This window comes from Photorhabdus aballayi (genome assembly GCF_026153155.1).
Classification (GTDB): Bacteria; Pseudomonadota; Gammaproteobacteria; order Enterobacterales; family Enterobacteriaceae; genus Photorhabdus; species Photorhabdus luminescens.
Genome location: NZ_JAPFCD010000066.1, coordinates 1 through 25,242 on the forward strand (window position 1 = coordinate 1; position 25,242 = coordinate 25,242).

General features: G+C 40.8%; 19 protein-coding genes and 1 pseudogene. 8 read left to right on the top strand and 12 right to left on the bottom strand.

Annotated features, from left to right (window positions below; all coding sequences use genetic code 11):
- The 3 genes and pseudogenes from OO184_RS21705 to OO184_RS21715 form a co-directional block, all read right to left on the bottom strand.
- Positions 1-781 (bottom strand): annotated as a pseudogene (locus OO184_RS21705) (transposase family protein); the annotation flags it as partial.
- Between the two features lie 479 nt (positions 782-1,260).
- Entirely contained in the window at positions 1,261-1,947 is a 687-nt protein-coding gene (locus OO184_RS21710; protein ID WP_265380953.1) for a DUF4276 family protein, read from the bottom strand.
- Entirely contained in the window at positions 1,908-2,996 is a 1,089-nt protein-coding gene (locus OO184_RS21715; protein ID WP_265380954.1) for an AAA family ATPase, read from the bottom strand. The genes OO184_RS21710 and OO184_RS21715 overlap by 40 nt, the downstream gene beginning before the upstream one ends.
- Positions 2,997-3,735: 739 nt before the next feature.
- On the opposite strand from OO184_RS21715, the gene OO184_RS21720 reads away from it, so the two are divergent.
- From OO184_RS21720 to OO184_RS21740, 5 genes are all read left to right on the top strand, one after another.
- Complete coding sequence (locus OO184_RS21720) at positions 3,736-5,700, top strand: PTS mannitol transporter subunit IICBA (RefSeq protein ID WP_265380955.1); 1,965 nt, start codon at positions 3,736-3,738, stop codon at positions 5,698-5,700.
- 2 nt (positions 5,701-5,702) lie between these two features.
- Entirely contained in the window at positions 5,703-6,863 is a 1,161-nt protein-coding gene (locus OO184_RS21725) for a mannitol-1-phosphate 5-dehydrogenase (protein WP_265380956.1), read from the top strand.
- A 90-nt stretch (positions 6,864-6,953) separates the two neighbouring features.
- On the top strand, positions 6,954-7,496 hold the full coding sequence (locus tag OO184_RS21730) for an MltR family transcriptional regulator (protein WP_265380957.1): 543 nt from the start codon (positions 6,954-6,956) through the stop codon (positions 7,494-7,496).
- Positions 7,497-8,356: 860 nt separating this feature from the next.
- Positions 8,357-8,659 carry a hypothetical protein gene (locus tag OO184_RS21735; protein ID WP_265380958.1) on the top strand — a complete coding sequence of 101 codons (303 nt, stop codon included), beginning with the start codon at positions 8,357-8,359 and terminating at the stop codon, positions 8,657-8,659.
- A 195-nt stretch (positions 8,660-8,854) separates the two neighbouring features.
- On the top strand, positions 8,855-9,115 hold the full coding sequence (locus tag OO184_RS21740; RefSeq protein ID WP_265380959.1) for an LCI fold-containing protein: 261 nt from the start codon (positions 8,855-8,857) through the stop codon (positions 9,113-9,115).
- Positions 9,116-9,281: 166 nt separating this feature from the next.
- Here OO184_RS21740 and OO184_RS21745 read toward each other — a convergent pair whose 3' ends face one another.
- Both OO184_RS21745 and OO184_RS21750 read right to left on the bottom strand, forming a co-directional pair.
- Complete coding sequence (locus OO184_RS21745) at positions 9,282-10,043, bottom strand: DUF4184 family protein (protein ID WP_265380960.1); 762 nt, start codon at positions 10,041-10,043, stop codon at positions 9,282-9,284.
- A gap of 247 nt (positions 10,044-10,290) precedes the next feature.
- Positions 10,291-11,472, bottom strand: coding sequence for a DmpA family aminopeptidase (locus OO184_RS21750; RefSeq protein ID WP_265380961.1), 1,182 nt, complete (start codon positions 11,470-11,472; stop codon positions 10,291-10,293).
- Positions 11,473-12,048: 576 nt separating this feature from the next.
- Between OO184_RS21750 and aac(3) the strand changes: the two genes are divergently transcribed.
- A complete protein-coding gene (gene aac(3) / locus OO184_RS21755) occupies positions 12,049-12,879 on the top strand; it encodes an aminoglycoside 3-N-acetyltransferase (RefSeq protein ID WP_265380962.1) in 831 nt (276 codons plus the stop codon).
- 20 nt (positions 12,880-12,899) lie between these two features.
- On the opposite strand, the gene OO184_RS21760 is transcribed toward aac(3), so the two are convergent.
- From OO184_RS21760 to OO184_RS21780, 5 genes are all read right to left on the bottom strand, one after another.
- Positions 12,900-13,349, bottom strand: coding sequence for a cytidine deaminase (locus OO184_RS21760; RefSeq protein WP_265380963.1), 450 nt, complete (start codon positions 13,347-13,349; stop codon positions 12,900-12,902).
- A 200-nt stretch (positions 13,350-13,549) separates the two neighbouring features.
- A complete protein-coding gene (gene aptA, locus OO184_RS21765) occupies positions 13,550-14,881 on the bottom strand; it encodes an omega-aminotransferase AptA (protein ID WP_265380964.1) in 1,332 nt (443 codons plus the stop codon).
- 496 nt (positions 14,882-15,377) lie between these two features.
- The gene (locus OO184_RS21770; protein WP_265380965.1) at positions 15,378-18,824 is read right to left on the bottom strand and encodes a molybdopterin-dependent oxidoreductase; all 3,447 of its coding nucleotides are present in this window, start codon (positions 18,822-18,824) and stop codon (positions 15,378-15,380) included.
- 528 nt (positions 18,825-19,352) lie between these two features.
- The gene (locus tag OO184_RS21775; RefSeq protein ID WP_265380966.1) at positions 19,353-19,640 is read right to left on the bottom strand and encodes a type II toxin-antitoxin system RelE family toxin; all 288 of its coding nucleotides are present in this window, start codon (positions 19,638-19,640) and stop codon (positions 19,353-19,355) included.
- Complete coding sequence (locus OO184_RS21780; protein ID WP_265380967.1) at positions 19,637-19,888, bottom strand: type II toxin-antitoxin system Phd/YefM family antitoxin; 252 nt, start codon at positions 19,886-19,888, stop codon at positions 19,637-19,639. The genes OO184_RS21775 and OO184_RS21780 overlap by 4 nt, the downstream gene beginning before the upstream one ends.
- Positions 19,889-20,042: 154 nt before the next feature.
- Here OO184_RS21780 and OO184_RS21785 point away from each other — a divergent pair, with 154 nt between their 5' ends.
- Together OO184_RS21785 and OO184_RS21790 are read left to right on the top strand one after the other, a co-directional pair.
- Positions 20,043-21,083: an alpha/beta hydrolase gene (locus OO184_RS21785; protein WP_265380968.1), complete on the top strand. Its 1,041-nt coding sequence runs from the start codon at positions 20,043-20,045 to the stop codon at positions 21,081-21,083.
- Positions 21,084-21,592: 509 nt separating this feature from the next.
- The gene (locus OO184_RS21790) at positions 21,593-22,705 is read left to right on the top strand and encodes an alkene reductase (protein ID WP_265380969.1); all 1,113 of its coding nucleotides are present in this window, start codon (positions 21,593-21,595) and stop codon (positions 22,703-22,705) included.
- A gap of 57 nt (positions 22,706-22,762) precedes the next feature.
- Here the strand turns inward: OO184_RS21790 and OO184_RS21795 are convergent, their stop codons facing one another.
- Both OO184_RS21795 and OO184_RS21800 read right to left on the bottom strand, forming a co-directional pair.
- On the bottom strand, positions 22,763-23,671 hold the full coding sequence (locus OO184_RS21795; RefSeq protein WP_265380970.1) for a LysR family transcriptional regulator: 909 nt from the start codon (positions 23,669-23,671) through the stop codon (positions 22,763-22,765).
- Positions 23,672-24,047: 376 nt separating this feature from the next.
- Complete coding sequence (locus tag OO184_RS21800) at positions 24,048-25,091, bottom strand: nucleotidyltransferase family protein (protein ID WP_265380971.1); 1,044 nt, start codon at positions 25,089-25,091, stop codon at positions 24,048-24,050.
- Positions 25,092-25,242: the final 151 nt, after the last annotated feature.

Here is a 25,242-nt window from a genome sequence, read left to right on the forward strand (position 1 = left end):
TAGTTATTATCGCGCTTATCTTGTACCAATTTAATAAACTCTAAAGTACGTCCTAAAAGTTTATTATCAACAATTGCTCCCTGGCCAATTTCAGAGAGTCTATCGTAGATAGAGTAGGGAAGGATGACGCCGTTTAACCGAAGTTCCTTTCGACCATCAGGATAGTGCCAAACATCGATATATTTTCCGATTGCTTTACGGCTGATTTCATTGTCTTCAATTAAGTAAAGCATTTTATCATATTGAACTGTCAGCGATTTTGATATTCTTCGTGGTTCTCGCCAAGTAAAAATACTATTAAAATTATCATCTATATCGAGTGGACGGTGAACATCAAAATCATGTCGAGGTGCTGTAGCGAAACGACGATTATAATCGTCCATAAACTCATCAACAAAAGCATTGGCATCATCCATATACTGATACCTTTGAGTCTGAACTCCTTAACGAGGCAATCTTGAAGAGTTAAATGAGTACGTTCTACACGGCCTTTAGCTGAACGAGGTTGCTGGATTTTTGGTGCTCGTTGCTTGCGTGGGACCCACAGACCAGCTTTAACCATAAATGTTCGAACTGTCTCTTTTGAAAGATAAACATCATTCTGATCAGCAAGCTTTTCACATGCCTGCGTAGGCCCAAAATCGTTATAACGCTCGCGGATTATGTTCAGAGCATATGCGACCAGACCATCAGGCAACTGATTGTTACTGGGCTTTCCACGACGTCGACTCGTCATTCCAAGCGGACCATCTTCTCGGTAACGCACCAAGAGATGACAGCACTAAATGGGTTAAAAGTGACATTACTATATTGGTGTAATAACCAAAGTTCGCCTAATGTATATTATGTTAAATATTGTTTGGAGGATGTTTAGTTCATAAACATTCATAGGCTACACTTGTAATTTTCCATGCAGCGAAATCCGAAGTCACATAGGGAGAGTTAAAACTTAAGTACAGGCACTCCCCTGTATAACGGTCCAAACAAACGCAGCATGCAGAGCGGTCGTAGATGCTGATGACAACGCTGAATGTTCAAATTTTAGGGTTATTTCCAAAATATTTCTTTATGGATGCGGGGTATAATTGATTATACATCTCACGAACCGACTCTAGACCAAACTCAGAAGCATTCGAGAAGATCCTGCCATTTATTATATCGGAAATCTGTGTGAGGCTCCCTCCCCCCACGTCTCAATTTTGGCGTAGCTTTTAATTGGTTGAAATGAGTTCATTACACTCGCAGAAATGTTCAACTAATTTATCCAGAATTCAAGTTAGTTAGCTTATTTAACCACCGATTGAAATGTGGGCATTGGGAACGAATTGTATCTAATCCAATATCACCGGCGATGATTGGGCCGTGTAAAGTCTTATGGTAATTGGGTACTATCGCCAAAATACGCTTAGATGGTGCAGTTTGTGGGCTATTATTAATATCTTCAGGGCTATCAAATTGAGCTTTGATGGTTTGTAATGCTGAAATGGGGGCGTTGTCATCAAGCCAATCCGCAAATTTTTCAGGTTGGCAAAACAACAGTGCTTCAAATTCATGTAATAACAGGTTGGGAATAAAATTAGTTTGCCCAATATCATTAGCGAAAGCTTGCTCTAGCTTAACTACCCGTTCGTTAGCTGCATTATCCTGTTGTTCATTATAATCAGGGAAATTAGTAGGCAAGCCATAGTAGTCAATTAATGTTGTGACGAATGCACTGGGATCTTGTCGACATAAGCGAGTAATTTGATATTTTACCTTACCGTAACTTGTAATACCGCCTTTCTGACTGGTACTCGTCTGAGCTAATATTGGCGTCAGATAGATTTGCTGTGCTACAAAATAGGGAGCTAACACATCCCGCACAAAAGTTTCCTCCGTTTGCCCCTCTACAAAAACATTGATACGGATCATCGCTGTGGCCTCCCGCCGAGTAAGTTTTTCTTCCATAATTCACCAAGGCTATAGTCTTCAAGCCATTCAGAAAGAAAGTCACTATTCAGACGCTTAAAGGTAGATGCCCCTTGTTGTTTGTCAACGATAATCAAATCATCAGCATCAAATTGATTAACCAGTTCGACTGACTGGGTAGAAATAATCAGTTGGTGCTTACTGCTGGCGTTTTTGATCAAACCAGCCAGTACATTAATAGCATAGGGGTGGAGTCCAAGCTCTGGTTCATCAATAATAATTGAACTTGGCATATAGTCTTCGGGTTGCAGTAACACGGTAGTCAATAAAATAAATCGTAAAGTACCATCGGACAATTCACTCGCTTTAAAGGGAATATCCTGCTCTTTCTCTGTCCATTCGAGTTGAATGTAATCAGTATTATCCGGGGTGGGCCGCAAGTAAAAATCACCAAAAAATGGTGCAACCATTTGAACGGTTTTGACAATGCGTTTGTAGTGCAGAATATGATTTTTTTGCAGACGATATAAGAATGCCGCTAAATTAGCACCATCTTCCCGTAAATAGTCATTATCATTAATACGATGAGTTTGTTTAACTCTGGCATTATCACTAGTATCATGGAAATGGTAACCCCTCCATCGGAGCATAGTAAGTAATGCGTAATCCTCAATGTTATGATGCTGAACGATCTGAGATTCAAAGTGTCCAGCACCAATATTATAATCCCCTTTGGTGTCCAAAAAGAGTGATTCATGTTGGAACATCATACGGTTATCATTTGTGGGTTCCAGTTCAAACTTATAATCATTGTGACCAAAATAAAGCTCAGCGCTTATAGACTCAGTTTTTTTACGACCAAAATGCAATAATGTGTCGGGGCCGCCCATTTTGCCAACAAGAGATTGTAAACGATGATCAAGTACAACGGCGATTAGGCGAAAAAAACTGATGAAATTGGATTTCCCAGCACCATTGGCACCAATGAGTACATTTAGACATCCCATTTGTAAATCACATTCTAAGATAGATTTGTAGCCTTTTATATTAATTTTTCTTAAGAAATTATTGTTGGTTACTGGTTTCATAATTTTGCCTTTTCAGCATTATGCGGCTCAAATATGCCCTATATTAGGGTAAATAATAGGTTAAGTATTATCTTGATTGCCAGGTTTGCGTCCAGTTCTTCCTCTAAAAATTTTTCCTTTGTGGAATACATTATCATTAAAATGATCCTCCTAATACACCACGCTTTGTGACCGCCACGACTGCTCTAATTGCTCTACTGGTTGGAACGAAAGTTGCTGGGCGAGATTCGCGCCTACTGAAAGACCGTGCCTCTGCACGGTGCATAAAAACATCTAGGGATTATCTTAAAAATTAGCAGACTTGTGGGATGTCCGAAATCATGACAAACATGCTGCCGACAGCAAAAGTTCCTGTGGAAAACAACATATTCGCGACACTCCCCTCACCGAGGTGATCCCACAGGGTCATCGCTACCCTTCTGATTTTGGATAAAGATATTTTGTGATCTAATTCTCTATTTAAGAAAAATGCCCACTAAATAAAAAGTGATTTAGTTCACGTTATTTTTATTTTTAGATTAATATTTGAGCGGATTGATTTTTCTACCTGAGTAAAATGTGATCTGAGCAATATAAATAAGGGATGAAGAAGAGAAAGTTGGTGATATTAATCACAAAAAAACCCGTGGTACGCATCCGAAAAAAGGCGTGATAAAGTGAAGGTGTTCAACAATCAACAGGCGTTATTTGGCGATAACGTCTACCAAACCTTATCTTTCTCGTACCACGAGGTTTTGTCATGGTAACATCAAATATCAAATTAAAGGTACAGAATTTTGGGCGCTTTCTCAGTAATATGGTTATGCCCAATCTAAGTGCTTTTATTGCGTGGGGGCTTCTCTCTGCCCTATTCATCCCGACTGGCTGGTACCCAAATGAAACGCTGGCGCGACTTGTCAGCCCTATGATCACTTATCTGCTCCCCCTGCTAATCGGCTATACAGGAGGCCGACTGGTCGGTGGCGAACGTGGTGGTATCGTTGGCGCTATCACAACCATTGGGGTCATTGCCGGCGCAGATATCCCTATGTTTATGGGTGCTATGATCGCCGGCCCATTAGGGGGTTTTGCTATCCGTCATTTTGACCGCCGGGTGGAAGGTAAAGTTAAAAGCGGTTTTGAAATGCTGCTGAATAACTTTTCATCAGGCATTATCGGGATGATCCTTGCAATACTTGCCTATCTAGCAATCGGTCCTCTGATCGCTGAGATATCAAAAGTTCTGGCTGCCGGTGTGAATGTAATAGTCACATATAATCTGCTGCCACTGACGTCTATCGTTGTCGAACCAGCAAAAATCCTGTTCCTCAACAACGCAATCAACCACGGAATTTTCTCTCCCTTGGGGATTCATCAGGCAACTGAAACGGGAGCCTCTATCTTCTTCCTGATTGAAGCAAATCCAGGTCCGGGGTTAGGTGTTTTGCTGGCTTACATGTTCTTTGGCCGAGGAAATGCCCAACATACTGCTTCCGGTGCGGCCATCATTCATTTTTTTGGCGGTATCCATGAAATCTACTTCCCGTATATATTAATGAATCCTCGCTTGCTGATTGCATTGATCCTTGGTGGCATGACAGGCGTTTTCGTCATGGGGGTATTCCATGCTGGATTGATTTCTCCAACATCTCCTGGCTCTATCTTTGCTGTACTGCTGATGACGCCGAAATCTTCTCTTATTGGTGTGGTTCTTTCAGTGTGTAGTGCAACATTGGTCTCATTTCTGGTGTCAGCCATTTTGTTGAAGAGAACCCGCAGCGGTGATGAAGACGCTTTGAGCCATACGACTCAGCGAGTACGTGGGATGAAAGCGCCCAATTTGGCAGATAAACAGAGGGAAGCTGTTCTGGCAGACAACCGTAATAAAAATTTATCTCACGTGAAAAAAATTGTGGTTGCCTGTGACGCAGGTATGGGGTCAAGCGCTATGGGCGCGGGCTTACTAGCGAAAAAAGTACATGATGCGGGGTTGGCTGACATTTTTGTTACCAACATGGCGATAAACGATCTGAAAGATGATGTGGATATCGTGGTAACGCACCGGGATTTGACCGACAGGGCGAAAATCTTTGCGCCGGGCGCCATTCATATCTCACTGGCCCATTTTCTGAACAGTCAGGTATACAGCGACCTTGTTACCCGCCTGATAGCAGAAAAGCACCCGAACGCGGCAAACGATGGCCGGATGGTCCAAACAATCGCTGCTGCCAACGATGAATATTATGACCCCGAAAATCAGGAAGAGTCGCTATTTACACTGAATGAGAACCATATTTACCTCAATCTGACTGCACAGACCAAAGAAGAAGCGATCCGTTTTGCTGGCAACAAGATGGTGGAAAGCGGTTATGTCGAACCGGACTATGTGGATGCGATGCTGGCAAGAGAAAAGCTAACGTCTACCTATCTGGGGGAATCTATTGCCGTTCCTCACGGCACGATTGACGCGAAAGATCAGGTGCTTAAAACAGGTATCGTGATTTGTCAGTATCCGGCCGGTGTTCAATTTGGCGAAGAACCTGACGAAATCGCCTGTCTGGTGATAGGTATTGCTGCTCGTAGCAATGAGCATATTGAAGTCATTGCCCACATTACTCGCACGCTCGATGAAGACGGCGTGATTGAGCGCTTGAGCAAAACGCAGAGTGTTCAGGAAGCGCTGGAAATCTTATCAGGGAAAGTGCAGTTTAAGCAGAGAGGTTAATCATGAAAGTGATTCATTTTGGCGCCGGTAATATTGGTCGGGGCTTTATCGGTAAACTCTTGGCTGATGCTAATTCAGATATGACATTTGCTGATATTGATCAACCGCTGGTTGACCAGTTGGCACATAAGCAGTGCTATCAGGTTCATATTGTGGGTAAAGAACATCGCGTTGAAAGCGTGCGACAAGTTAATGCCATCAATAGCACTGATCCGAAAACAGTGGAATACATTGCACGGGCTGACATGGTGACAACCGCCGTCGGCCCGCAGGTATTGGAGAGAATTGCCGCAACATTGGCAAAAGGCATCATACTGCGCAAAGAAACAGGTAATGACCAACCTCTGAACATTATTGCCTGTGAAAATATGGTTCGCGGAACCAGCCTGTTGAAACAGCATGTGCTGGCAGTTATTCCACAGGCAGATCATAAATGGGTACAACTGCATATCGGTTTTGTGGATTCAGCCGTAGACAGAATTGTGCCGCCGACAGATGCCGCTAACGATGAGTCTTTGGATGTCACCGTTGAAACATTCAGTGAGTGGATTGTTGACCGGACACAATTCAAAGGGGAAATCCCGGCTATCAACGGCATGGAACTGACCGATAACCTGATGGCATTCGTGGAGCGTAAACTGTTTACCCTCAATACTGGTCATGCTATCACGGCTTATTTGGGACAACTCTTCGGTCATAAGACGATTTGCGCAGCAATTAATGATCCTCAGATTCGTACCATTGTTAAAGGAGCAATGGAAGAAAGCGGACGAGTGTTAATCAGGCGTTATAGCTTCTCCCCTGATAACCATGCGCAATATATAGAAAAGATACTGAATCGCTTTGCTAACCCTTATTTACAGGATGATGTAGAACGCGTCGGGCGTCAGCCGATACGTAAGCTCAGCCCAGAGGACAGGTTAATTAAGCCGTTATCAGGGACTCTGGCGTATCATTCGGCGAACGATAACCTGATTACAGGCATTGCTGCGGCTTTGCATTTCAGGAGTGATTCTGATCCGCAGGCTGTAGAAATGAGAAGGATAATTAACGAGCAAGGTATAAAACAGGCAGTTCACCGTATTTGCCGACTGGATGTCCAGTTTCCTATTATTGAGCGTATATGTAGTGAATATCAGCGCTTAGGGGCACTTATTCGGTGAACCCGGTAATCAATTTCTACACTTAATGAAACTGTTAAAACTCACTTCATGGCTACAGAGAACAAGGTCGCTGTGAAGTGAATAATCATCATGGAAAATAGACAAAAAACAGAAAACCAGCTACTCGAACGGCTTAACAAGCGAACCGAGGTCAAGCCATTTATTCAGGAGGTGATCCACCTGATAACGGGAGCTATTGACCAGTTGATGCTAAAAGTTTTCCGTAAAGATGATTATGCCGTGAAATATGCGGTTGAACCGCTCCTCCAGGGAGATGGCCCGCTGGGCGAACTGGCAGTCAGACTTAAATTGGTTTATGCGCTTGGCGCTATTTCCCGTGAAATCTATGAAGACATCGAACTTTTTCTGGCTTTAAATGCAACGTTACAACAAGAACAGCAGCGCTATGAATTTACAGATGATGAAATCCTCGGTCCAGTCAGGATGCTGCACTGCATGGGGGTTTTACCTGAAATGATGCGCTTTGACCAGCCAGAGGATGTGATTGATCAGCAATTGATTGATTTACAAAAGTACCGATATAAACAAATGGTGCGTTCTTCTTTGGTGCTGGCAGTTACGGAATTAGTTGCCGAAATTTTGGATACGGGGGAGATTGGAATAGGAATTTGAAGCTCGGCTCTCCAAAGTGGACAGAGCATCGCAGCAGGATAGATGCTCCGTCTCAATAGTATGTTGCCACCCTCCTCTCCTACTTTTTTGGATGAGCACACTGGTATTTTTTTGAGGCTCATGTTTGATGATTAACCTTTAAAGTAAATTTGTTTTTTATATGAAAATATAAAGAGTGAATTTATTATGAAAAATAAAAATGATGTTTCTTGAGAATCAAGAATGTTTTTATTGGGTAGTCACATAATTATGATGAGAGTACTTATTCAGGAATATTACAGTTAATATATATAGCATTTGAAGGCAATAATTATAAAAATAATTTTTTATCATAATTATTATGAAAAATAATGAAGGAAAATGTTTTCTGTTAATCTCATTAAGAGCATCCAGAGTCAGGATAGTTGACATTATTATCAGAAAATTCATCCAGAGTGAATGAGTAAAATATAAACGCATTTCTTTTTGTCTCAATTATCAGCGCCAAATTTCCATCATTTAAGATAGCCCTAGATTGCTACATTTATAGATTTTAATCCCCATAAATATGTGAGATAAATCATAGATTCCAAAGAAGTTAAATATACTGATATTCAAGATAGTTTCATGGAAAACTATAGAAAAACAAATTGTCATTATATATTAGATTTGCCATTTTGGGTTTCTGGTACTATTATGGTAAATGGAAGTTAGGTCTCCAACCTAATTCAACCTAGGATGAAAAATATAAGCAGTTTTTGAATTTTAAAATTGTAACATCATCGATGTGGTGATTTAGATTTTGCGTGCATTATCACATATGATTTTGGTAAATAATACGTTTAAATATGTAAATTCTGAAACTATTTAAGGAGAGTTTTATGTTCAAGAAATTATTAACAGTTGGGGTATTAGCTGCGAGTATTGCATTAACTGGAGGAATTGGAACAGCATTGGCAGCGAGTTGTCCGGGACAGGATGTAAGTGTAGCTGGCGCCGATAGTTCGGGCTTGAAGTATTCTAGAATTGTTGTTAATCCTTATGACAATTTTGCTAATGTATTTACTCGGTATGAGTCTAGTGTTGGTAAAACGATTAAATGGTATTTTAAAGGGCGTTATGGATCTTGTGATTATAATGGAAGTACTGCTTACGCCGCTTACTATGAAGGTAGAGAAGTTTAAAATTCTACCGAAAAGCCTCTTATTAAAGGCTTTTTAAAACACGAATAATATAGATAAAAATATAAGCAGTTTTTGAATTTTAAAATTGTAATATCATCGATGTGGTGATTTAGATTTTGTATACATTATCACATATGATTTTGGTAAATAATACGTTTAAATATGTAAATTCTGAAACTATTTAAGGAGAGTTTTATGCTCAAGAAATTATTAACAGTTGGTGCATTAGCAGCAGTATTAATTGGAGGAATTGGGACTGCATCGGCAGCTGGAGCGACATACAAGTGTGGAGATCGGTATATTACTGATAAGCTTATTGTGGGTAATACCATGTGGGTTGTTAATCCTTATAATGGTTTTTCAAGAACATTTAGTTATAATGGGAGCACATGGCATTTTAAAGGACACGTTAGAGCGTGTGACGGCGGCAAATGGGCTGGTTACTATGAGCGTTAGTAGGTAAAAGATAAGATCTTACCGATCTAGTTGGATATTTCCAATACATTGACAAGCCCCGTTTAAAATAACGGGGTTTTTGCTTTTATCATGAATAATAATATTTCTTGGTTTTCCTTTATTGGTTACGTTGTTTAAATCAATCTATCTAAATACCAATAGATTTTTACTGAACAGATTTAGCCTTCGAAGAAGAATACCTTATCCATAACGCAATAAATACCAGAATAATAAAAAAGACTGATACAGATAGAGTAAGTTCCTTAAAAATAAACCTGCTTATATTTATCCCTGATCCTTCACAGGATAAAAATAATGCTACAGGGCATGTTAAAAAACCTGAGATAAACCCAATACCAATCAGGTGGTAAAGTTTTCTTTTGTTATTTTTTTGAATAATAGGGTCCAATTTTTTCTGATATCGCCAGTACTTTATGGTCAGGTACAATAACCCTAACAATGAACTGAGATGCTGTAGAATTTTATATATACTTATCCCCTGCTCGTTGGTAATGGAATGAAAAACGCGGAACTGTAATAGAGGAATTAACTCGACAAAAAAACCGTTATCGTGTGTGAATGCATCCCAGACAATATGGGTTACCGCTCCGATAAACAACGATAGTACAAAAACAACTCTGTCCTTATAGCCCTGTTTTTCATAACGAACAAAGGGTATTGGGAAAAGGACGGATAAAGGATACGACAATAGGTGTACAATCAAAAATATCAATAGACATAAAGGAAATGCGGTATAAAACCATCCGGGTAAGTGATGCGCAGCCGTTGCAACATCATATAATCCAACAGAGTAAAAGAAATCAGGAGATAAACTACCCATAATTAGCGCAGGCAAATTCAATAACCTTCCCCCCGGAAGATTTTTCAAAGGAAAAACGGCTGCTGGATGTGAAAATGTCCACGGCATTACGAAAAATCCTGAAACAAATGTTAAAGTAGTTACCGACTTCGATTTCAGATTTATACCCTTCATCTTTCAAGCTGCTGCTTTGTTGGCTGCTTTCACTCACCCCAGTCACATAGTTATCTATGCTCCTGGGGATTCGTTCACTTGCCGCCGCGCTGCAACTCGAAATCTATTAGGTATAGAACCTTTAATCAAAGTCGGTAACTCGTTTGTTTTTAAATCTAAGCGTCAGATTGGGTCTGAGCTATTACATTTCAGGTGATACTAAGACATTATGTTTTTTTAGTATCTCCTTAACTCTATCTTTAGGAATAGAAAACGAAGTATTGCCATTTCTCCCAACCATTTTTTTGGCTGCAATCATAGCATTAATTATTGCTTCTTCTGTTGCGTTTATTGTTGCTTCATACAAAGGATCTAGTTTGTCATTTGCTAGCATTTTTATTGTTCTTATATCCTTTCTAGAGAAAGCATCACTATTTGCGGTCGAAAATGCAATAAATATCTCACCGCTCGTATTCCTGGCTACCCCACCTACTTTTGCCAGCCCCAGAGATACTCTTTTAGCTATTTTTTCTAATTGGTGAGGTGCTAATGGCGCATCTGTGGCTACCACTGCTATTATAGAACCGGCATCCTTTATCTTTTTCTTATCTCCATGATATATCGGGTTGGGATCCTTTATTTCCTTACCAACCGGAATCCCAGAAATAATCAGGTCATCCCGATCGCCAAAATTGCCTTGAACAAGAACGCCAACAGTATATCCTCCATCTTTCTTATCCAGAATTCTTGATGAAGTACCTGTGCCTCCTTTAAACTTAAAAAGGTTCATTCCCGTTCCGCCGCCGACATTACCCTCTTCTATCGCGCCTGATTTAGCGCTATTCAACGCATGATATACATGTTCTTTTTTTACATGCATACCGTTTATATCATTCAATATTCCATCCCACGTTTCTGCAACTACAGGTAATAACCAAAATAAATCATCTTTTAGTGGTGATGTTAGATTATTATCAATCATCCAGCTAATTGTTGAGTCTCTAACAACACCAACACTGTGAGTGTTGGTTATTAATATTGGCGTTTCCAGGAAACCACTTTCTTTGACCCATTGATTGCCGGTCATATCTCCATTTCCATTTAAAGAGAATGTACTAGAAAATACCGGGCTAAATTTCTTTCCTCTTGGTAATATAGCTGTCACGCCTGTTCTGATTGGGCCTTTTCCGACCTCTAGCTTTCCATCGCCTTCTATTATGGTTGAATAGCCAACTTCTACACCACTAACATCTGTAATCGCATTATATTTCCCAGTTACTCCAGAGAAAGGAATACCTAAATCCCTTGCTCTAATCTCATTAGCTAACGAATTAGAAGCCATTACTGTCGATATAGATAAAATTATAATATTTAATATTTTCATATGGTATTAACCACTCTCTATAAATTTAGCACTAAATTAATAACTCTGTAAATAAAACGATGGCATCCACATTGTACCTATCAACTTGTCAATGATGCGCAATTCATTTTTTCTGGGCTTGTGGTAATTAAACATTAGCGTTTCACTCCCAATATGGTAAGTCTCCTGATTGATCAATACCAATGGTTTTGACGATTTAGTGCGAAAATTATGATCAATCACATAAATGCAACAATTTTTGATCTAATATCTGCTCAAAAAATGGTATCGATAACATGGTTGTTTACGTGAAAGAGTTATTCACCCAGAAGCAGTTACGTTCAAACTACCTGAAAATGTCAGTTTTGCCGAAAGTGCAATGGTTGATATTGTTCGTAACCTATAAATTTAAAGACAGCGTTTAAGCTTACGAACAAGCCGCAAAGGGGCGTTCGACAGATATCAAGATTATGTTGGAAATGGAGCTTTGATAAATTTTACGAAACCGTTAATATGCCAAAATACTGATGGTTTATTATTAAGAAAGAGCTCAATCCCCCATATTAAAAATGCGGAATATATATTATAGGTGTATACATGTTAACAATTGGCAATGATAGATTTTGGACAAAAAATCTATTGAAGCAACAACTATCCAATTTAGGATTACATAAGAATGATGATGTTATGGTACATGCGAGTATACGTAATATAGGTACTTGTATAAACGGCCCCGATGATGTTATTGCTGCCATATTAGAAACCATTGGTTCAAGCGGAACATTACTGTCCTATGTTAATTGGAATCAGAACTATGAAGATGCTGTAGATGAAAATGGATATTTATCTGAAAAAATCAAAGTCGATATTACCCCTTTTGATGCTAAATTTAGCCGAGCCAGCTCAGACCACGGGATATTAGCGGAATTTATCCGCACGTATCCGGGTTCATTGAGAAGTGGTAATCCCGGCGCATCCGTCTCAGCTATTGGCAAAAGAGCTAAATGGTATACGGATAATCATTCCTTACAGTACGGTTATGGCGATAACTCTCCTTTCGCCAAATTAGTGGAACAAAAAGGCAAAATATTAATGCTTGGCGCCCCTTACGACACCATGAGCTTATTACATCATGCTGAACATTTAGCTAATATATCGAATAAAAAAATTCGTCATATGCCTGTACCTTTCTTAAAAGACGGCTCGGTAATTTGGGAGATGATTGAAGAGTTTGATACTGTCGCACCTGTTTCGCAAAATTTACCGGAAGGGTATTTTGCAACGATTGTTACTGATTTTATTTCAGCTTACCCAGAAATTATCGGCCTATCTGTTGTCGGAAATACAAAAGCTTTGCTTGTACCAGCGGCTGAAATTCTGCTTTTTGCTGTACATTGGATTGAGTCATATTCAGGGTCATATAGTTAATACCACCGTTGGCCCATTATTCAGGTTTTCGGCTCATTTGTTATATCTCGCTGATACTTAGCAGGAAGTAAGCTCATGATTGGACACTTCACGTAGTTGTGTTTCTCGTCTTGGATCAGCGCCATCGCCAGTGGCGCATAGTCAGAAATCAGTTCTCGGCACATACCACATGGGGACACGATACTAACCTCTCCGTCGCGAGAATGATAAACAGCTACTATCGTGTCGATATCGGCAGAACCGTACTCCGTCACAGCACGCCCAAGAGCAATAGCTTCTGCGCAAACTGCGATACGACCGACATTTGCTTCAAGATGTACACCCGTCACAATTTCGCCAGAGCGCAGACGCAGTGCGGCGCCCACAACATGCCAATCCGGTTTGTATCGAGATATTATCGCAGCCTTTGCCGCTTCAATTAGGGAAACATCTTGTTCTTCAAGAGCGACGTTTTTGTTGTTCGGAATCATTATTATTTCTCGCATTATCAATATAGAAATCATAAATACCATGATCATAGTATTTATGAATATAGTAACGCTCACTTAATAGGTGAGCGTTAAATATTGTGTTAGTTATAAAGTCACGTCTTCCGTCTGTAATATCCTTATTCATCACATAGACTTTCTATAACCGTACATTGATACCCTTCTATGTTCCATCCCTTCCCTTAGTCAATGTAATGCAATACTTCCCCAACGGCGTCAAAAAGACGATCCAAATCGGCTCGTTCAGCATTGAACATCGGCCCAAATTGCAGTGTATCGCCGCCAAAGCGTACATAAAAACCGGCGTTCCAAAGCATCATGCTGGCATCAAAAGGACGTATAGCGGCATCACCGTCACGGGCAGCCAACTCAATTGCCCCTATCAAGCCACAGTTGCGGACGTCAGTCACATTTGGACAATTTCCGAGAGAATGAAGGGCCATTTCGAAATGAGGAGCAAGTTCAGCAGAGCGCTGGATAAGGTGGTCTTTATGCAGCAGGTCTAAGGTTGCCAACCCGGCGGCACAGGCTACCGGATGTGCCGAATAGGTATAACCATGACTAAACTCTACAAGGTGTTCTGGTAGCGGCTGAGACATAAAGGCTTCATAAATTTCACTGCTTGCCACTACGCCTCCCAGAGGAATGGCGCCATTGGTGATTTGTTTGGCAAAGTTAAGAATATCTGGCGTCACACCAAAATACTCAGCAGCGGTCCAGCATCCCATACGACCAAAGCCGGTAATAACTTCGTCAAAAATCAACAAAATATCATGTTGATCGCAAATTTCACGCAGACGCTGTAGATACCCTTTGGGCGGAATAATCGCACCAGCGGAACCGGCCACAGGCTCGACAATGACCGCCGCGATATTGGAGGCATCGTGCAGTTCGATCAACTTGAGCATCTCGTTAGCCAATTCCACGCCGCCAGTTTCTGCCATACCTGGCGTAAATGCCATATTGGCCTGTAGCGTATGGGATAAGTGATCTACGTCCATCAACTGTCCGAACATTTTGCGATTGCTACCAATTCCCCCCAAACTAGTACCTGCAATATTGACACCATGATAACCACGTGCACGGCCAATCAGTTTGGTTTTCTCGGGCTGGCCTTTCACACGCCAGTAGGCTTGCGCCATTTTGACTGAGGTGTCTAAAGTCTCAGAACCTGAACTGGTGAAAAAGACGTGATTAAGATTACCAGGAATTAAATTGGCAATTTTTTCTGCCAGTTGAAACGACAAGGGATGACCGAACTGAAAGCCTGGCGAGTAGTCGAGGGTGCTCAATTGAGCAGCGACAGCTTGCTGAATTTCTGTCCGGGTATGCCCTGCTCCGCAGGTCCAAAGACCGGACAGACTGTCGTAAATCCGGCGTCCTTTATCGTCTTTTAGCCAATGTCCTTCGGCAGCAACAACGAGGCGCGGATCACGTTGGAAACTACGGTTGGCAGTGAATGGCATCCAGTGAGATTTCAGGTTTAACGATTCAGAAGAATAGGTTTCGGACATAGTTAAGTTCCTCTCATAAAAGTAAAATTTGAGTTTAGTTCAATCCTCCGGTTTTCGCCAACAATAAATAACTAGCCGTTTCTTCTAGATTACATATAGGTTACGTCGATATAATTTAAGTAAAAATATTTAGCTAAATATTAAAGATTTTTATCTTTATCCGAAAATTTAATTTATTTTATGTTGTAGAGTAGAATAGATTGAAATATAGGGCGGAGAAGCCGCCAGTTATAATTAAGATTTTATAATATTATAATCCGTAATTATATTTGCTTTATCTTCATTCGGAATATTTTTAGTTATCTGCAAAAAAATATATATCAGTTATTTTATAGACTTAATTTCCGCTAAAAAGAAGTTAAATTTATCTGCTGCTGATCCTGCCATTCAGTCCCTTATCTTTATGACGGCAAGTGACCTCGACAATGAGCGAGGGAGAAATGTCATCATCGTACATTTCTCCCTGAACGTCTCTGCAAGTTACCTTAGTATTCTTTTAGGCATCAATGGAAATATCAGAGATAGGTATACATTGACAAGTCAGGCACATCCCTTGCTCTGAAGGTTCTACATCATTTAAATGTTGCACTTCGCCGCTTTTTAATTTCACAGCACAACTTTCACATTGTCCAACCCGGCATCCACTTGCCATCTTAATACCACTTTTTTCGCTAAAACTAAGGAGTGTCCCTTTGTCAGGAGACCATTTAAGAAAAACGCCAGATTTTTCAAATTTAACTGTGAAACTTTTTCCGTCTTTAATTTTTACCGAAGTTAGCGATCGAAACACTTCTTTATAGATATCAAAAGGCGGAATTCCCCGAGTAAGTAAACCTGCTTCGAAAGTTTTCATCATAGGAACCGGGCCACACATATAAAAACGAGCTTGCTGTTTAATCAGTGATTCAGGAACGGCATCCGCGGTAATATATCCGTGATGCTGGTAATTAATACCCTCAACATCCACAGGTAGCGGATTGCTGTAATAGTTGATTACCTTCAACTTCTTAATTTTTGACTCAAGCTCTTTTAGCCTTTTGGAAAAAGCATGTGTATCGCTGTTTTGATTAGCATACAGCAATAAGAGTTCAGGATTTTCACTGTTAGCTGGAAGAGATTCAAGATAACTTATGAATGGAGTAATACCAATTCCTCCTGCCAACATAACAACAGGTTGCTTAGTATTAAGCGGAATAATAAAGTTTCCTCCCGGAGGCGTCAGATCTACTTCGGCTCCTGCTACCAGTGTCCTATTAATATATGAAGACATGACGCCTTCAAAAATTTCTCCGTTAGAAATTATGCTTTTCTGATGCCGTACGGAGATACTGTAAGTCTTTCTATCTTCCTGTGTTGCCGTTCCTGTTAAAGAATAGGCCCTAATGACAGGGTTATCTTGTCCAGGTATGGAAACTTGTACCGTGATATGCTGACCAGGTTCATAATCAGGCAACATTCCTCCATCTTTTGACTCAAAAACAACGGTTTTGACACCCTTGGCTTCGGGTTTTGTACCTATAACCCGAAATGCCTTACGACCCTGCCACGACCTTTTCTCCGGGTTAACATCTTCTGCGAGTTTAATATCACAGCGGAATGAACGGAGCGGAGAAGCGCCGCTAATAGGATCGCAAGAGTCGTCAGAAATAAGCGCATTATAGTTACTGCTGTTTTTTCCTATGACGGGAAAACCCTCTTTCCCATAATCGGGACACGCTTGCCACCAACCAAACTCAGCAATTATCGTATCGTAAGCAATATTATCATCTAACGAGGCTTTAAAACGCGCCTTGCCGTTGCGGGTGATGACCTCTACCCAATCTTCATTTTTAATACCTTTCTTTTCAGCTAATTTACGGTTTATATCAAGCTTAGGATAAGGTGATTTTTTACGTAGACTGGTTAAACTTCTCTGTTGGCTATGACAATAGAAGCCATTTTTTACCGAGGTCAGTCGATAAGGGAAATGTGATTCAGAGTTTAAATTCTCTTTTGGTTCATCATATATCGGGAGTGGTGGATAACCATGCCGCCACAATTTCTCAGAATAGATTTCAACCATTCCTGTTTCGGTATCAAAACCTTTAACTGTGTTCTTAACCGGATCGATTCCCGCGTATTTCCTATCACTCTGAATTAATGGAATTGAAATTCCTTCCGGCTTTTCTCTTAACGACTCTACGGTCAAGCCAATGGGCTCAAGAATATAATTCCATCCTGCTTCAACGCTGCCATTAAAAAATATATCATTCATGCCTAAGCGGCAGGCCAAATCGAAGACAATTTCATTATCTGACCGGCTTTCTCCCCGAGGCGAAATCATTCTTTGTCTTAACTGAACTAGTTCCTCTGCCTCACCTGAAATCTCAAATCCTACACGTAGCCCTTCTCTCTCCCAGGGCGTATTCACGGGTAGTAAGATGTCAGCATAATGTGCTGTGGGCGTTTCAAAGAGATCACAATGAACATGAAACTCAAGCTGTTTTAGCGCATCTATTCCAATCTTTGTGTCAGCATGAGATGACAACATATTCGTACCAAATGCCATCATAGCTCTAATAGGGTAAGGCCGTTTGTGCAAGATTGCTTGATACAGATCCTGTGATGTTATCCAGCCATCTAGCGGTGGCCCCAACGGTCTTTCCTTAAAGCCAAGTGCTTTTTCTTGCTGTTCTTTCGGCATAAGTCTGCGGGCATTCACCGGATTAACGGGATGCTTATTGTACACTCGGTTACTTCCCTGAGTGTCAAAACATCCCGTTAATGCGTACAGCACGGCAATTGCTCGTTCAGTTTGGGTTGCATTGGTATGCTGAGCCACACCAGTCCAAGAATGATAAGCAATTCGCTTGGAAGACATGATTAAATCTGCTGCATATAGGAGTTTTTCTCTGGTTATGCCTGTGATTTTCTCTACATATTCAGGAGTGTATTGTTGACACTCATCTATAAGTAGTTGGAATGCAGATTTACATTGTATTTTTTTATTTACATCTTTCGCAGAGTTAACCGAAAATTCGCCGAATAAAGCATAATTATCATTTTCATCACATGGCACATTTTCGTGAATATCATACGTTAGCGGAAACTGAGTTATATTATTCCAGACAACATACCTGTTTTTCTTAGCTGAAATGTTTATATCTTTTTCTCGCAAGAAAAGACCATTATCATTTCGTACCAACAATGAGGCGTTCGTCCACCGTGTTACAAATGTCTGATCATATCCTCTTCGGTTTATGATGATATTTATTAGCCCGAGGGCTAACACGGCATCCGTCCCAGGATTGATGTTGAGCCAATTATCAGCTTCTCTGGCAAGAGCCGTATGTCTAGGATCGACAACGATAAGTTTGGCGCCGGCATTTCTGCCTGTTCCAATAGCTTCAGCTTGCGCAAGCCAGGTATTTGTTGGATTGTGCCCCCATAAAATGATCAACTCGGCATTTCTGTAATCAGCGACAGGAATATTGCATCCGAAGGTAAACTTATGTGCCTCGTCTTTATGCCAGTTACACAACTCTGTACCATTGCAGACGTTAGGGCTGCCGAAATTTCGAACGAAGCGCTCTATCCATTCAAGACTATCACTCAGAGGTGTCCCACTAGGCGAGGTGATTGAGAAAGCAACCGATTCTGCGCCAGACTCAGCCTTATAGAAAGCCAGTTTCTCAGCAACATACTTTAAAGCTTCATCCCAGGTGATTTTTTCCCAGCCTGGATCTGCATCACCTTTGGGATTTGTCCTACGAAGAGGATAAAGAATCCGGTTAGGACTATGAGCCAGTTCTGGCGCAGCTTTACCCTTCATACATATAGCATTGCCGGTCGGGTGATTCGGGTTCTGCTTGATTTTTATCAATGTATCGTTACGAACTTCGTTGACAGTGCCACATCTCGATCTACAGAGGGTACAGTATCCTTCTTTAAACTCGCTCTTCATAAAATAACCTCATATAACTTCACAAAATGTTTGCTTCACGGTTGTTGCGGATGGTTGATACCAGTGCGTATTATTGGCTCCGTTTTAATTAACCAAAGGATTAACAACGTAATGACTCATCATTTTTATATTTTCCTCGCAAATTTCATTGTAATAGAAAAATAAATGAACAATTTCACGTGTGGAAAGTTTTTGAATTTTCTATACGTAACTTCATATATTGAACTAATGCATATTAATGTTAGGTTTATCAAACCAGTAACGGGGAGACGATGCTCCCCAGATTGAGGTAGTTCTGTTGTATTGGGTGTCGAAACTTAATTTTCAATAATATTAAAATTAACCACCTTTTTAATTTCTTGGTGATATTATGTTATCTAATAATAATTCCTGCTGATTTTTGCAGTTATTACGTAAATAATATGGATTTATTCTATGTATTGCTTTGAATGCAAATTCAGTTTCACTGAAAATCCAGATTTGAATTTTGCATCATAACTAACGACAGAACATCTGACATTCCCTTATCTATCTTAGTCTCTTATTTGCCAGCTCATACGCTTCATTCCGCTCGCGCTTACCAACTGCTACCACGGCGATGATCAACACATTATCCATGACTTCATAAACCAAGCGAAAACCAGAAGCGCGTAATTTTATTTTGTAATAATTCGGCATGTCTCGAAGTTTAGCTGATGGAATATGAGGTTCAACACAACACTTTTTCAACTTCTTAGCAAATTGTTGCTGGACTGATTTATCAAGCCTCTCCCATTCCTTGAGAGCATCTTCCCTGAATTTCACGCTATAGGTCATAGATAATTATCCAGATCTACATCAACCAATGCCTGTCCTCTACGCTCATTTACTAGTCGAATAAGCTCTTGATCGTCCAAAGTATCAAGTATCTGTTCGTAGAGTTCCGCAGGAATACAATAAAACACGGGTTGGTTACGATTTAGGATCGCAACAGGGTATCCAGCCCCAGCATTAACGGTCGCCATAGGGTTCTTTTTAAGCTCACTAATGCTTGCGCTAATATCTGACAGAATTATGTTAGCCATAGAAATACTCCAAAAGACTTGTTAGTAAATCTTATAGTAGCTTTCTTTGTTCAGAAGAAAAACAGAAAAGACCACTTAAAAGGTCTTTTTCTCCGGTAGTTTTTTTATTCTCAATTATTATCAATGTCTTTTGGTGATTTTGGCGTATTTTTCGGTGATTTGCCCAACTCGTGCACAATTATCTATGCTGGTTTTAGCTATCATTGGGGCTGAGTACGCAATACGAGAAATTTTGCCATCTGGCAATCACCTTATTTACAGAGGAGTCATTATTATGCCGCTTGATAAAAATGTTGAAAAATGGCTTGCTTCCATGCCTGAAATTGAAATAACAGCAAATTCCCCCCTGGAACAACTTCGAATCTCTATTGAGGATACTCTTATCCAACAACAGGGCGAATGGAACGATGCGACATATAATAGCAGCTTTACTGTTCCCGCAGAGGATGGTTTCCCCATTCCTGTTCGCGTGTATGTACCTTATGGAAAAGAAAAGATGAGTGATAAACCCGCGTTGGTTTATGCTCATGGCGGTGGGTGGTGCGTAGGCAGTCTTGATGCTTGGGATCGTCCTTGTCGTAAGCTAGCGGAGTCAACGGGTTGCGTTATCTTCTCGGTAGACTATCGGCTTGCCCCCGAAAATCCTTTTCCGGCACCACTAACGGATTTTTATGCGGCCCTATGCTATGTCACTGATAATGCAGAAAAATTTTGCATCAATGCGCAACAAATCGCGGTCGGTGGCGATAGCGCAGGGGGGAATCTTGCCGTTGCAGCTTGTTTGATGTCGCGAAACCAAAAAGGGCCTGCTATTTGCCATCAATTGCTATTTTATCCAGCTTTAGATGCGTCAATGGAAACGGATTCACACGATAAATATGGTGAAGGTTATGTATTGACAAAACAGATGATGACATTCTTTTGGCAGGCATACATCGGTGAGCACAACAACAGAACAAATCCACTTATCTCGCCTTCTAATTTAACGCATTTTGAAGGATTGCCAGATGCAACTATTTTGCTTTGCGAATATGATCCGCTAAGAAGTGAAGGAGAATCTTATGCACAGCAGTTAAGGGATGCCGGTGTGTCTGTGCAGATTGAAATTATTGAGGGAATGGTACATGGTGCGATGCATATGATTGCGGTGACGCCATCCGTTGAAGTATTTTACAAAAAGCCCCGCTTTTGTTGATAAAGCATCATCTGTTTCGGGCCAATTTGATAAACATTGGCCCGATGATTCTGGAATCATCAGGGGACAGGCATTGGTAGTTGTTCCTTTCAATATGAACGATGACCGCTTTCTCTTCCGGGGATTTGATTAGTGTCATTTCGAAAATATTAGCAAATTAGATTCTTCATCATATGGAAATAGCATTAATTTCTGTGAGTTTTAACTAATATAAATTTTAACTAAACAGTCTTTGACTTTATCTCAATATATTTATTCTTAACTCCCCTTCCCTTCTGAGGTTTGATTATCAGCGACTTGGGGAATATTGCTCCCATATTAAGGTACATACTCTCCCTAATTGAAGTTAAAATCAATTAAAACAATGAATTACAAATTCACTGGATTTATGCATAAAATTAAAACTATTGAAACTAACTTTCCCACCAATTACCCTTCTCTCATCAACAAAATAATACAAATACGTTTCCTTGTCTGGATATTTATCAGTCGCATATAAAGGAGGATTTATGAAATTTCCCCATCTGTTTAATCCATTAAAAATAGGTGCTATTACTACGCCTAATCGTATTTTTATGGCGCCTCTTACCCGCTTGCGAAGTATTGAACCCGGCGATATTCCCACATCAATAATGGCTGAATATTATCGTCAACGTGCCAGCGCCGGATTGATCATCACTGAGGCTACACAGGTTTCATTTCAGGCGAAAGGTTATTCAGGCGCGCCCGGTTTGCATACGCCTGAACAGATAAGCGCCTGGAAAAAAATTAATGAAGGAATTCATCAAGCGGGTGGTCTTAGCGATGTGCAACTATGGCATACGGGGCGAATATCTCACTCATCTCTTCAACCCGGGCAGCAAGCTCCTGTGGCGCCTTCTGCGATCTTTGCTAACACGCGGACCTCGGTACGAGACGCACAAGGCAATGTGATTCGAATCGACACGTCTAAGCCGCGGGCTTTGAAGAAAGATGAAATTCATCAGGTTGTCAACGATTACCGTCAGGCAGCCATCAATGCGCAGGAAGCTAACTTTGACATGATGGAAATCCATGCCGCACATGGTTACCTTATTCATCAGTTCTTGTCGCCAGCAGCTAATCAACGTGATGATGAATATGGCGGCAGTATTGAGAACCGTGCGCGATTCGCTCTGGAAGTGGTAGATGCTGCCATTGAAAGTTGGAGTTCTGATCGGATTGGCATCCGTATCTATCCGCTAGGGCCATATAATGGTCTAAGTCATTATGAAGATGAGGAGAAAGCCGCGCTTTACCTGATCCGTGAGTTGGCAAAACGTAATCTGGCTTATCTACACATTTCCGAACCTGATTGGGCTGGAGGAGAACCTTTCAGTGAAGCATTTCGTCAAACTATTCGCGAGGCTTATTCTGGTGTGATTGTCGCGGCAGGCGCTTATACTGCCGAGAAAGCGGAGAAATTGATTGCAAAAGGATTAATTGATGCAGTGGCATTCGGACGAAACTTTATCGCTAATCCTGACTTAGTTGAACGCCTGCGAATTGGCGCGCCCCTGAATGAACCGCGTCCAGAATTCTTCTACGCCAATGGCCCTGAGGGGTACACCGATTATCCTACTTTAGAGCAGTTAAGCGCGTAATTGTACTGTGCGCTTTAATGACAGTGATAATCACCGTCATTAGGGCGCCTTCATCTTCTACTCCCAAGGTACGCCATCTTTCCAGCTTTCTACCAAGAGGTCGATAAATCCCCGAATGCGAGGGGAAAGATGCTTTTTACTTGGATAAATGATTCGGATAGGTTCGGGCACAACATGGTAATTTTCCAACACGGGAACAAGTTTACCGTTACTAAGATCTTTGCCAACAACATAGCTAGGTAGATGAATGAGACCGAACCCTGCTAGCGCCGATTCGAGCATAGCTTCCGCGCTATCGATATTTAGCCGTCCTGGACCTTCAAAAATGTAGGTTCCTTCCGCAGTTTCAAAACGCCAGGAACGGCGTTTATCCGCACTCAGGAAGAAAATAGTGTCGTGTGCATGTAACACCTGCGGCGTTTCAGGTACACCTCGCCGGGCCAAATAATCCGGTGATGCACAGGTAATCATCTGTTGAGTAGCGATGGTACGTGTAAGGATACGAGAATCATCTTTTGGCTCACCAATGCGAATGGCAATATCGAACCCTTCCTCGATCAAGTCAACATAACGATCAGTAAAGGCAATATCCGCCTGTAGTTCAGGCCAGCGTTGCAGGAAAGTTTCCAGCAAGGAAAGAATATGGCGTTTCCCTAAGGAGATCGGCGCGGTTAATTTCAGCGTCCCGGTAGGATTTACCCTACGCATTGCCATCGTGTTATCCACTTCTTCGAGATCTTCAAGGATCTGACGACAGCGTTCGAACATAATGCGTCCTTCATCTGTCAGACTAAGCCGCCGCGTGGTTCGGTTCAGCAATCTTACGCCTAAGCGGGTCTCCAGGCGCACAATGCTCTTACCGATGGCAGAGCGAGTCAGCCCCAAAGAACCCGCCGCTTGTGTATAACTTCCGGCCCGTACCGCAGCAACAAAAGCCGCAATATCGCCGATTCTGTTCAATTCCATTTGTACTCCTAAGACACTCTGAGGATGGATCGCCTACTCAATTTTATTTTTTGAATAATGCGCTACGGTTTAGCTCTTCTGCTCTACCTTTATATCAGTGATAGGCATTGATAAATAAAGTTCAGCGTTTATCGTCTCGGCACGTAGTTCAGGTTCTAATTTCATCGTAAAAACGGCTTGTTTCGTCATGGTCTGACTTCCTAACATCATTATTCTGTTATATATAATCTCATTACTCTGCGCGATTTTCTAGCATATGTAGTCCAGGAAGAGTTGTTTCCCTGGACTGATTTATTCAACAAAGCTGGAGATGAGGTTTTATTTGCTATACTAATCTCACATCTGCATAAATATCTTTGGGCGCCTTCTTTAAAACTCAGAACCGACCAATAAAAGGCTCAAGAATTTTAACTGACTCAGCTTCGCTTACCTGAGCTGATGTTGCCCTTATAAGTGCTTTATTAAATTCAACTAATTTCAGGCAGGTATTAATACGTTGTGATGAATTTAATTTACTTAAGAGGTTTCGATCTTGCTGATATACAGGCAAGTCAATCTTTGCATTTGGAGCACCTTCGCATTTATCATTCTTAAAATACTTAATAATACTATAGCTGGTGACATCACGAAGAGTATCTGTGGATTTATTGTAATTATATTTAGCGCCATTGTCCTTACTGAAATCGTAAATCATGGTAACTAAAGCAATTGAGGGTATTTTCACCTCTTGATCGGAAAAAATTTTCTCCCGCCATACTTTTAATATTTTTCCTGAGCGATTAATTATCTCTCTTTTGGGTGTTTTTTTACTGAAAACATTATCAAGTTCGGAGTATAAGCTCAGACGTTCTGAACGATACCATTCTGATGTGGCATCATCTTTTCCATAGTTCAATTCAGAACACCTTTTATCGATAGAGCATAAAGGCGCTGATTTGTTCAGAACATTGAAAAATGCAATATCGATATCTTCTGTACTGTTACTTAAATTTACTACTGGAATCTTGATAGTATAATTATACTTACTACCAAAAACTTCCTTGAATGCATTAACAGCATCATCTTTTAATTTAACTGGGCTGAGTGTGTGCATAGAGTCGCCATTGTTGTATTTATAAACAAATGCAATGTCAAGATCCGATGGACCAGCCAGAGCCATTCCATAAGCTAAACTTCCCTGAACCTCTATGCCAACCTTTGAAAAAGTACCATACTTGCCCCAATATTTTGCAGAATACAACTTGTCAACAGATGCGCTATACAGCTCGTTCCCAAGTTTATATAGTTGCTCTTCTGTACTTTTTGGTAATGAAATTTTATTTTCAAAGTTAATCATTCTCGTTTCTTGAATTGCTCCTATGGAAAACGAGGAGAAAAAAAATAGTGTGACTAGCAATAAAGAAAGAAATTTATTATCCATATAGACTCCTTAAGTTTAGTTAATAACTATACCCGTCATCTTTCAAGTTGCCTCTTTGTTGGCTGCACTCACTCACCCCGGTCACATAGTTATCTATGCTCCTGGGGATTCGTTCCTTTGCCGTCGCGATACATCTTGAAATCCATAGGGT

Excerpts from the sequence above, each read along its gene's own strand:
- OO184_RS21710 (WP_265380953.1), bottom strand. The coding sequence starts at position 1,947 with ATGGAAGAAAAACTTACTCGGCGGGAGGCCACAGCGATGATCCGTATC.
- OO184_RS21715 (WP_265380954.1), bottom strand. The coding sequence starts at position 2,996 with ATGAAACCAGTAACCAACAATAATTTCTTAAGAAAAATTAATATAAAA.
- OO184_RS21720 (WP_265380955.1), top strand. The coding sequence starts at position 3,736 with ATGGTAACATCAAATATCAAATTAAAGGTACAGAATTTTGGGCGCTTT.
- OO184_RS21725 (WP_265380956.1), top strand. The coding sequence starts at position 5,703 with ATGAAAGTGATTCATTTTGGCGCCGGTAATATTGGTCGGGGCTTTATC.
- OO184_RS21730 (WP_265380957.1), top strand. The coding sequence starts at position 6,954 with ATGGAAAATAGACAAAAAACAGAAAACCAGCTACTCGAACGGCTTAAC.
- OO184_RS21735 (WP_265380958.1), top strand. The coding sequence starts at position 8,357 with ATGTTCAAGAAATTATTAACAGTTGGGGTATTAGCTGCGAGTATTGCA.
- OO184_RS21740 (WP_265380959.1), top strand. The coding sequence starts at position 8,855 with ATGCTCAAGAAATTATTAACAGTTGGTGCATTAGCAGCAGTATTAATT.
- OO184_RS21745 (WP_265380960.1), bottom strand. The coding sequence starts at position 10,043 with ATGCCGTGGACATTTTCACATCCAGCAGCCGTTTTTCCTTTGAAAAAT.
- OO184_RS21750 (WP_265380961.1), bottom strand. The coding sequence starts at position 11,472 with ATGAAAATATTAAATATTATAATTTTATCTATATCGACAGTAATGGCT.
- OO184_RS21760 (WP_265380963.1), bottom strand. The coding sequence starts at position 13,349 with ATGATTCCGAACAACAAAAACGTCGCTCTTGAAGAACAAGATGTTTCC.
- aptA (WP_265380964.1), bottom strand. The coding sequence starts at position 14,881 with ATGTCCGAAACCTATTCTTCTGAATCGTTAAACCTGAAATCTCACTGG.
- OO184_RS21770 (WP_265380965.1), bottom strand. The coding sequence starts at position 18,824 with ATGAAGAGCGAGTTTAAAGAAGGATACTGTACCCTCTGTAGATCGAGA.
- OO184_RS21775 (WP_265380966.1), bottom strand. The coding sequence starts at position 19,640 with ATGACCTATAGCGTGAAATTCAGGGAAGATGCTCTCAAGGAATGGGAG.
- OO184_RS21780 (WP_265380967.1), bottom strand. The coding sequence starts at position 19,888 with ATGGCTAACATAATTCTGTCAGATATTAGCGCAAGCATTAGTGAGCTT.
- OO184_RS21790 (WP_265380969.1), top strand. The coding sequence starts at position 21,593 with ATGAAATTTCCCCATCTGTTTAATCCATTAAAAATAGGTGCTATTACT.
- OO184_RS21795 (WP_265380970.1), bottom strand. The coding sequence starts at position 23,671 with ATGGAATTGAACAGAATCGGCGATATTGCGGCTTTTGTTGCTGCGGTA.
- OO184_RS21800 (WP_265380971.1), bottom strand. The coding sequence starts at position 25,091 with ATGGATAATAAATTTCTTTCTTTATTGCTAGTCACACTATTTTTTTTC.